The sequence below is a fragment of the Roseovarius sp. genome (assembly GCF_018066915.1).
In the GTDB taxonomy this organism is placed as follows: domain Bacteria; phylum Pseudomonadota; class Alphaproteobacteria; order Rhodobacterales; family Rhodobacteraceae; genus Roseovarius.
In genome coordinates this window covers 25,121-34,166 of sequence record NZ_JAGPVV010000218.1, presented here as the reverse complement: position 1 = coordinate 34,166, position 9,046 = coordinate 25,121, and the positions used below count along the sequence as shown (strand labels likewise).

9 protein-coding genes and 1 tRNA gene are annotated in these 9,046 nt (G+C 59.5%); 1 reads left to right on the top strand and 9 read right to left on the bottom strand.

Annotated elements, in window-relative coordinates; all coding sequences use genetic code 11:
- Positions 1 to 145 precede the first annotated feature (145 nt).
- Positions 146 to 1,114, top strand: coding sequence for a terminase small subunit (locus KBT70_RS12275; protein ID WP_296633608.1), 969 nt, complete (start codon positions 146 to 148; stop codon positions 1,112 to 1,114).
- 223 nt (positions 1,115 to 1,337) lie between these two features.
- Here the strand turns inward: KBT70_RS12275 and KBT70_RS12270 are convergent, their stop codons facing one another.
- From KBT70_RS12270 to KBT70_RS12230, 9 genes are all read right to left on the bottom strand, one after another.
- A complete protein-coding gene (locus tag KBT70_RS12270; RefSeq protein ID WP_296633606.1) occupies positions 1,338 to 1,925 on the bottom strand; it encodes a hypothetical protein in 588 nt (195 codons plus the stop codon).
- Positions 1,925 to 2,788, bottom strand: a complete 864-nt coding sequence (locus tag KBT70_RS12265; protein WP_296633603.1) for a helix-turn-helix domain-containing protein — start codon at positions 2,786 to 2,788, stop codon at positions 1,925 to 1,927. Before KBT70_RS12265 ends, KBT70_RS12270 begins: the two co-directional genes overlap by 1 nt.
- The gene (locus tag KBT70_RS12260; RefSeq protein WP_296633600.1) at positions 2,785 to 3,063 is read right to left on the bottom strand and encodes an AlpA family phage regulatory protein; all 279 of its coding nucleotides are present in this window, start codon (positions 3,061 to 3,063) and stop codon (positions 2,785 to 2,787) included. The genes KBT70_RS12265 and KBT70_RS12260 overlap by 4 nt, the downstream gene beginning before the upstream one ends.
- A 126-nt stretch (positions 3,064 to 3,189) precedes the next feature.
- Entirely contained in the window at positions 3,190 to 4,128 is a 939-nt protein-coding gene (locus tag KBT70_RS12255) for a hypothetical protein (protein ID WP_296633596.1), read from the bottom strand.
- Between the two features lie 18 nt (positions 4,129 to 4,146).
- Positions 4,147 to 5,421 carry an integrase arm-type DNA-binding domain-containing protein gene (locus KBT70_RS12250; RefSeq protein WP_296633591.1) on the bottom strand — a complete coding sequence of 425 codons (1,275 nt, stop codon included), beginning with the start codon at positions 5,419 to 5,421 and terminating at the stop codon, positions 4,147 to 4,149.
- A gap of 22 nt (positions 5,422 to 5,443) precedes the next feature.
- A tRNA-Thr gene (locus KBT70_RS12245) sits at positions 5,444 to 5,519 on the bottom strand.
- A gap of 44 nt (positions 5,520 to 5,563) precedes the next feature.
- Positions 5,564 to 7,024 carry a heme biosynthesis HemY N-terminal domain-containing protein gene (locus KBT70_RS12240; RefSeq protein ID WP_296633586.1) on the bottom strand — a complete coding sequence of 487 codons (1,461 nt, stop codon included), beginning with the start codon at positions 7,022 to 7,024 and terminating at the stop codon, positions 5,564 to 5,566.
- A gap of 19 nt (positions 7,025 to 7,043) precedes the next feature.
- Positions 7,044 to 8,261, bottom strand: coding sequence for a hypothetical protein (locus tag KBT70_RS12235; protein ID WP_296633583.1), 1,218 nt, complete (start codon positions 8,259 to 8,261; stop codon positions 7,044 to 7,046).
- A 48-nt stretch (positions 8,262 to 8,309) separates the two neighbouring features.
- Positions 8,310 to 9,041, bottom strand: a complete 732-nt coding sequence (locus KBT70_RS12230) for a uroporphyrinogen-III synthase (protein ID WP_296633580.1) — start codon at positions 9,039 to 9,041, stop codon at positions 8,310 to 8,312.
- Between the last annotated feature and the right edge of the window lie 5 nt (positions 9,042 to 9,046).

Here is a 9,046-nt window from a genome sequence, read left to right as displayed (position 1 = left end):
CAATGGATTGCGCCTGTTAAGCTTGGCTCACTTTGACAAAGAACACCCACACACAGCTACAAAATAGCTACTGTGCGAATAGTTGTTCTCGATCCGCAGAAATGGTGTTATTGTGCATCAACGCACGAAACCTGAGGATTTGACAATGACACTGCAGTTTTCGGCAGAGGTAGAAGACGGCGCTGCTCAGGCGTTGGACGACCAGATCGAGGCCTTGACCGGATCGCTCACCGTCAAGCAGCAGGCGTTCATTCACCACTACCTACGACACAGGAACGTGACCGGCGCGTATCGTCACGCCTATGACGTTTCGAAATCGAGCTACAACACCTACCGCCGCAACGCCCATGCTCTGATCAAATCGCCCATCATGCAGGAAATCATCACCTTGCATGGTCGCCGCACCATGCTGGCCACCCGCATCACGCAGGAGGAGATCGTGAGCAAGTGGTGGACCATCGCCAATATGCCCATCACCGAAGTTGTCAAGCTGCATGTGCCGCCCTGCCGATACTGTCACGGCATCAACCATGCGTTCCAGTGGACGACCAAGCGCGAGTTCCGCGAAGCGCATGACCGTGCCGTTGCTGAACTCTGCATTGGCCTCACGGCCGGAGACAGCTCCGATATGGCAACCGCGATCAGCGATGGTAAGACAACAGACCCAAGCCTTCCCAACTGCGATGGCGGCTTTGGTTTTGACATTCGAGGTGTCCCAAAAGCCGAGTGCCCTGAATGCAGGGGCCGTGGCGGGCCGCCGATTTTGGAGATCACCGACACGGACCTTTTGAGTCCTGAGGCGCGTCTAATCATACAGGGGATTAAAAAGACCCCTCATGGCATTGAAGTGGTTTTCGCAGACCGAATCAAAGCGCTCGAGAACATCGCCAAATATTTCGGCATGTTCGCTAGTCGGTTGACGGATGAGATCGAGAACCCGCTCGAGCAACTTGCCCGCAGGCTAATGGCTCAGTCAGGCACCGTGCCTGTCGTTCCAGACGAGGATTTACAACTTTCGCCAAACTACCTGAACGCAATTGAGGACGTCTCTGAGATCGAAGACTTGCATTTCTCTCGAGATGACGGAGAAAGTGGCGACTATCCCGAGCCTTGATAGGACAGCGCGCGTGCGACACAAAAGTCTGTGGATGTGGCGGCAGCGCAAAAGCAACGGGGCCCGCTTTGGGTAAGCGACGGCGGGGATGAACGATGTTCAGAGACCCGGCCCGGAATTGGAAGTCAGCCCCGTTGGTTTTACGATAGATAGCGATGCCTCTTCGGTCAATGTGATTGACATTAGGGGGGTGAAGAGCGCCGGACAAGCATGAACCATTTCGTCAACTCTGCGCCGCTTTGATGTGCCAAGTCTCACGCTCGGAAAGCCACTTTTCCGCTTGTTCGCGCCCATACTGCCTAACCCGCGCCTCATATGCATCTTTACGGTAACTTTCGAATGCTGCCTTATCAATCCGACCGCGTTTCATCAGTTCAGCCGCCTGTGGTCCCCAGAGCACGGGTTCCGGAACGGGCTGCCTCTTCATCATTTTCGTTTCCAAAATGGATAGCTCGTCCGCTTTCGGTTTTCCCTCATTTCGCAGGACCCGCTCCTTTGCCCGAAGTTCATTCACTCTCCTCACGGCCTCTTGCGTAGCCGCGATGAACGTCTTGGCAGGCGGCCAGTATTGGGCCGCGTGGAGGCGTCGGAGTGCTCGGCTGAGTTCCGGAAAGAGCAACTGCAATTCCGGAGCGGAGAAGCCATCGGGAATTTGACGTTTGATGTCCTCTACAAGGTCGATGATCTCAGCTCTCAGTTGATCATCACCTAGGTGTTCGTGCACGCGGAAGCGCCTCAGAACACCATTCGGATCACCATAGAGAAAATCGAACACCTGCTTTGTTATGTTGTCGTAAACCGGATCTTCCATCAGCTCTTCCTCTCGATTGCTGAGAGGTCGAGCCCAAGAATAGGGATGCTGCGATTAAATTCGGTCGAGTCTCCCAGCCGGTTCAGGCGATCGGAGGTGGTCGCAACACGGGCGCTCGCATGATCTTGGTCGTCCTTCCAGCGCTCTTCGTTCAGCCAAGTTGAGAAATATGGGATGAACTTCATCTCGGTTTCTCGTTGCAACGAAATCCACTGGAAAAGTGGCTCGGTGATCTCGATGAAGGCCGCTACGCGGCGCGCCTTTATCCAAGCTTTCCGCGCTGCCCCGTTTGCGGTTTTGCGCGGGTAGTGCCGGTAGACCGCTTCAAACTCAGCCTCGACGTCGACATAGCCGTCCGCGATACCACCCTTCACTTTTGTGGCATGGTTTCCTTTTGCGCTTGTCGTCCGGTGCTCAGGCGTGAGTTTGGACTGATCCACTCGCTCAGGATCGACCACGGGGGAAAGGGGGTTTTCTTCTGACGGTTTTTGACGATTGGATGATGGTTCGGGTGCAGCTCCTGCGGGGGAGGGGGTGCAGCTTTTGCGGGGGTGAGTTGAATCTCCTGCGGGGTGCATCTCTTTCGGGGGTGCAGTTCCTGCAGGTGTCGAACGCAAGACATAAACATTTGTGCCGCGCTTCCCCGCGTTCACCTCCACGTCAATATATCCCTTGGCCCGGAGTTTCTTGATGCTTGCCTGAATAGATCGGGGGCTGAGACCAGTGCGCTGCGCTAGGCGAGCAATGGAGGGATAACAGCGCCCAGCGGCATCAGCATGATCTGCCAGAGCCAAAAGAACAAAGCGAGGGGTTGGCGCCAGATCAATGGCGTTGAAGGCATTGTTGAGGTAAAGAATACTCATTTTGAGGTCACACGCGTATCTTGGGTCGCGTTGTTGCGTACAGTCCCGCACACTGAGCATCGGTGACCAACGCCTGCATTCTCAGTCTCATACAGAGCGCGAATTTGCTCTGCCGTCCAGACAGTCGTGCAGGGCCCCAGCTTGCGAGGTTTGGGGAAGCGGCCATCCTTGACGCCCTGCCACCAAGTCGATTTGGAAACGGGGATCGGCCCTTTCGGGGCCAGAATGGACGACAAGCGGACATAGCCTGTCAGGGGAAAGGGTATGTTGGGCATTTTGGTGCACCTCATAGCGATTGCGTCTGAGGTGATGTTGCCAAGTCCGACCAAGTAGGAGGGCGATCAGTGTTTTCACTAACCAAATAGGGATCTAGTCCGACTTATTCCGCCTTAACGCGGGTTCTAATCCTTCTTAATCCGACCAGAGGTCCCAATATCTTCCAATACCTCATCACAAAGCAGCGCTGACCCACTCTTGAGATGCTTTCTGACGGTCTCAAGAGTGATCCCGATGCCGAGAAGATTCATGTCTGATTCGATTTCAGAAGGAATTGTGCTGCGTTCTGCCTTGGGATCGTATCCATATCCTCTCACAGCCATGGTGATAATCAGCTTCAGCATTGTGGACCTTTCTCTGGGGTCCACGTGCTTATCATCAGCTGTACTGGCTCGGCCCAGCCTTAATTTCTTTCCAATTTCCAGAGCATGGTATTTGTCAGCAGCTGCCAAAAGCTGTTCCGGCACGTCCAGCTTAACCTGATCAAACCAACGCACCACGTCCGGCACGCTATTTCTGCATGAGTCAGCAACATTGCCCCAATCAAAGTTGTCTTCGATCAAAGCGCGTCTTTTGAAGTAGAAGGCAAGAACATCACTTTGAACCGGCATCCCGTCGGTCCCCTCCAGCAAGTCGCCACAGGGTTCAAATCCAATGGAAAGAGCGGCAGCTTCGTTTAAGGACCACCTTTGCATTCTTGCCCAGTGCTGCACATCTGCTTCGCGGCCTTCAACGCCGAAACCGCCCGCAAACCAGACCGGTTCCTGCCTGAACACCGCTCTCAGCTCAGAGAGCGTGAGGCGTTCTGCCATGGTATTCGCTGGGTTGCTGACCTCTCCCCTGAGGTCGAAGCGGTCGAAAAACTCCGCGTCCGTCATGTCCTGCAAGGTTTCCTTGCAGACCTTGATTGAAAGAGCCAAATCAAAAGCAAAGCCATCAAATACGTCCGGATGGTACGGACCTCTGATGTCGTGGATGACAGGTTTTTTCCATTTCAGAAGCCTGCCATAGCGACGTTGCAATATCTTCGTCGTGATATACGCCCGCGACGGTTCGTTTGACATGTGACCATCCTTCTAACGCTAGTTGGAGGATCCTGCCTTCACCTCATCCAAATATCCAGCCCACCAGTTCGCCAATCTGACACGCTCTTCCCAGTACTCGCCTCGGGCATAGATGCGGCGGATCTTGTTACCATCGACATGGGCCAGCGCGCGCTCAATGGCGTCCGGGTTCCATAGGCCGCTTTCATTGGCCAAGGTCGAGAATGTTGCACGGAAACCATGTGCTGTCATCTCATCACCATCGTAACCCAAACGACGGAGCGCGCCATTCAATGTGTTCTCGCTCATCGGTCGCTGCGTGGAGCGCAGGGATGGAAACAAGAAACTCCCATGACCCGTGATAGGCATTAACTCTTTCAGCAGAGCTATAGCCTGCGCGGACAGGGGCACAGAATGCGGCATGCGCATCTTCATTCTGTCAGCAGGGATAATCCAGATCGCCTTTTCAAGATCAAACTCCGCCCAAGTGGCCTGCCGCACCTCTCCCGGCCTCTGGGCGACGAAAGCGAGAAACTGCAGAGCGATCCGCGTTGTGGCTTGGCCTTGAAATCCATCGATAGCACGCAGCAGGCCGCCAAGGATTTCCGGGTCTGTGATTGCAGAGCGGGATTTGACTTTGGGTCGGATCAGGGCATCACGTAGAGCGAACGTAGGATCGTTCTCGGCGACGCCGGACGCGATAGCATAGCGGAAAACCGCGCCGATCTTGGCCCGCAAACGTTTTGCCGTCTCATGGTTCCCCTTCGACTCGACCTTACGAAGACAGGCGAGAACCATTGGAGACGTCACCTCTTCAATCGGTTTGTCCCCAAAGGCCGCAATAGCCATCCCCAGGAGCCACTCGGTCTTTACCTTGGTTGCTTCGGCCCGGCCTTCCTTCTCTGCCTTCTCCTTGTAAGCCTCGGCAAGTTTCTTGAACGTGGTCTCGCGAATGATCTGCTTATGGCGCTTGTCTTCCTTCTTGACCTCTCCGGGATCTTCACCTGCTGCAAGCCGTGAACGAGCCTCGTCGCGCAGCTTTCTGGCTTGCGCCAACGAGACCGCAGGGTAAGCCCCAAACGACAGACGCTTTTCCCGGCCATCAATCCGGTACTTCATGTGCCACAGCCGCGAGCCTGAAGGCGCGACCGTGACATAGAGCCCCTGAAAGTCAGTGACTTTGTAGGCCTTGTCTCTGGGCTTGAGGTTTCGAATCTGGGTGTCAGTCAGGGGCATTCCATCGGATACAGCTGCACAGCATAGGACAACCTGCATCGCAAAAACACTTATAAACAAAGCGCTTTCGGATGTCATCGGATGATTTTGGACAGGAAAGTGGTGCCGCTGAAGGGACTCGAACCCCCGACCCCATCATTACGAATGACGTGCTCTACCAGCTGAGCTACAGCGGCCCCGGTGGCGGGGCTATAGCATCGCGTCTGACAGGGGAAAAGCCCTATTTTTCGCCCTTGTCTGGGTCGTCCTCAGTCACGATTTCGGCGTCGGGGACCATGTCATCGGAGGGTTTCACGGGCTCGTCCAGCGCCCCCACGATCAGCGGCAGCATCTCGAGGCCGGTGGGCGTGGCGATCGGGCTGTTGGGGGGCGAGCGCCAGCTCAACGTGTCGAAGGAGTGGCAATTCTCGCACGCAGGCGCCCATTCGGCGTGGATATGCTGACATTTGTCGCAGACCCATTGCGGCCCGCGCGGTGACGAGAGTGCCCGCGCCAGCCAGCCCTTGACCACCGCATCAGGCGCCCCTTCACCCCGCTCGATGGCGGCCATGATGGTCAGAGAGCGCGCGTCCGGTTCGACCTCTGCCAAGGTGCCCAGCGCGCGGCGCGCGGCCGGAAAGTCCTCGGCGGCGAGGTTCAACTCCGCCTCCAGAAGCCGGGTTTCGCGGTGATCGGGATGCACCTTCAAGAGCTTGGCAAAGCGTTTCAGCCGGTGGCGCGGTGTCTCGTTCGGCTCGATCGCGGCAAAGGCTGCGGCCAGATCAGGGTGCGGGTGCACGAGCCAGGCCTTGTTGATCACGCGCAGCGCATTGCGCGCATTGCCTTGGTCAATATAGCCACGCGCCGCCAGAACCGCCGCCGGAATGAGATCGGGCGAGAGGCGATTGGCCTCGATCGCCGCCTCGCGCGCCTCGATGGTCTTGCCCTCGTCCAGCACATCGCGCGCCTCCGAGAGCGCCAGCACCGCATCGCGCCGCTTGTGGACATCGCGCGGCAGGGTGCCGTATTTCAGCTTGGCGTTCAGCGTCTCGCGCGCGCCTTTCCAGTCCGACGCCTTGGCCTGCAGATCGAGCAGCATATCCTGCACCTCGGCATGACGCGGCTTGAGCGCAAAGGCGGTCTTGGCCAGCTTGAGCGCGGTCTCGGTATCGCCCTGCGCCAGCTTTTGCCGCAGGATGCCGCGCACGCCGACAAAGCGGGTTTTCTCATTGGTCAAAAGCTGCTTGTAGACCTCTTCGGCCTTGCGCCCGTTGCCCGCCATTTCCGCGGCCTGCGCGCTGATGAGGTTGGTCAGCGCCGGCTTGCGCAGGTATTTCTCGGCCTTGGCCGCCTGCGCCATCGCCACATCCCCCTCGCCCGAGGCGAGCGCCAGCATCCCCTCGGAGAGCGCGCGATAGCCCTTGTCCTGACGGCTGCGGTCGAAATAGCGCGAGAGCGCGGTTTCATCGCCGTTGATGAACCGCAGCGAGGCCACCAAAAGCCCGGTCAGCTTCATCAAGAGCCAGATGGCAAAGACCAGCACACCGAGTGCAATCACTGCCTTGATCGGCGTGAGGTTGATCTCGACCCCCGCCATCACGATCCGCACGCCACCATCGAGTTCGAGCAGGAAACTCGCCCCCAGCGTCACGCCCGCCACGAGGGCAATGAAAACCGCTATCTTGATAATCGACCAAAGCATGGCGCTCGCCTTTTCTCGTTCAATTCACTGTTTCGGCCAAGGCCTCTGCGGCGGCAAGCGCCTCTTGTCGGCGCGTGGCCAGGGCGACCCAAGCCTCAAGAGGCGCGCGCGCGGCCTCGGGCAGCGTCTCGATCTCGGTCAGCGCCTCGCTCAGGCGTCCTTCGGCCAAGGCCGCCTCGGCGCGTGACAGCACGGCGTCAGGGTCATCCCCCTCCTGCGGGCTGAGAGAGCGGATGCCAAGCTGGCTCTTGAGAAAGCCGCCCACACCGGCCACCGCATCGCCGCTTTCGGCCCGTGCAGCGGCAAGCGCGGCACGCGCCGCCTCGGGAAATGTCTCGATCAGCGCGGCCTCGGTCGGCACGCCGGTTTCGGCCTGTTCGGCCAGCACTTCGGGCACCTCGGCGCCGGTGTCGCGCAACTCGCTCAGCGCCGGGGCAAAGTCGCTGCCCGTGTCAAGCGCGGTCCGCACCTGTGTCAGAGCGGCCCGGCGCAGCGTGGCCACGGCGCTGTCGCGGGCGGCTGCCTCTTGCGCATCCGCCGCCGCGCGCAGTGCTTCGACCTCGGCGGCCTGCGCCGCAAGCGACGCGCGCAATTCCTCGAGATCGGCAGCAGGCACGCCACCGCCCTGCGCCGCCGGGCGGGATTCGAGCGCCGCGATCCTGCCCTCGAGATCAGTGATCTGGCCGGTCAAGGCGGTCAATGTCTCGCTCAGACCCTCTAGCTCGCCACTCAGATCGGGGGGGCTCTGCATCCCATCCAGATCGGCGCGCAGCGCGGTCAGCCGCGCCTCCTGCGCCGCAAGCGCCGCCTCAACGCCGCTCTCTTCGGGCGCAAACCACGCCGGGGGCAGCACATAGGGGGCCGCCGCCACGCCCACGCCCGCCGCTACAACACCGCCGAGCAGCATCGGCCAGAACCCGCCTTGGCGCACGATCACCTGTTCGGTTTTCACCATGGCGGAAGAGTCGGACGCAGGTGCATCGGTGCCGACATAGAGCGCGCCGGGCACCTCCGGCGCGTGATCTTCGGAAGCCTCCGCTTGCGCAGGTGCCTCGGCCTCAGCGCTTTGTGCTGTGTCCTCTGGGGCTTCTATGGCGTCGGCCGCTTTGCTCTCTGGGCGCTCTGGCTCTGACACCTCAGGCTCTGCAACAGATGCTTGCTCCGTCCCCGGCTCTTGGGTATCCGGCAGAGTTTCTGCCTCAACCGGCGTCTTTGGAGCTTGCTTCTTGTCAGCCACCTTGTGCCATCCTTTCGAATCTCACCACACGTCCCTGTCAATCTGACCTTACTGCGGTCGTTTTCCACCCTCAAGCCGCTTGGCCATCCTCACCTGATCTTGCACCAGCGCGAGCATCCCCGGCAAATCCGGCGTTTCCGCGATTTCCACGCGGTGCGACACGCCTTCGGGCACCTCATCCGCCACTTTGCGGCTGATAGCTGCGACAAAGAGCGGCGCGGTGATACCCGTAGCCTGCGCCAAAACAATCCGCGCCGAACGCGGCGACATCAACGGCAGGATCAACGGCTCCGCGCCTTGCAAGAGCGCCTGCACCTCGGGGCTCAGCGCCGCCTCGACCTGATCATAAACCACGGTATCGCGCGCCGCATGACCAATAGCCCTGAGCGCCCCGGCGACATCCGCCGCCACATGCGCCCCGCGCAGATGCAGGAACGGGCCGCGCGCGCCCTCCGCAGCGATCCGCGCCAAGAGCGCCTCGGCATCGCCCCCGGCGGAAATGGCGCGTATCCCGTGCGCCTCTGCCGCCTCTGCCGTGGCATCACCCACCGCGTAACAGGCGAAATCCCGCCGCGCACTAAGGCGGCAAAACCCCTCGACCCCGTGGCGCGAGGTAATGATCAACACCTCATCCCCGGCAAGATCGGGCAACGTCCCACCATAGGCGATCTGCATCACCGGCGAGACCACCACAGCAACCGCAGCACAGCACGCTTGCAGCTCGGCGGCCATACGGCTCGCCTCAGGTTCGGGCCGGGTGATCAGGATCGTAACGGTCATGGCCC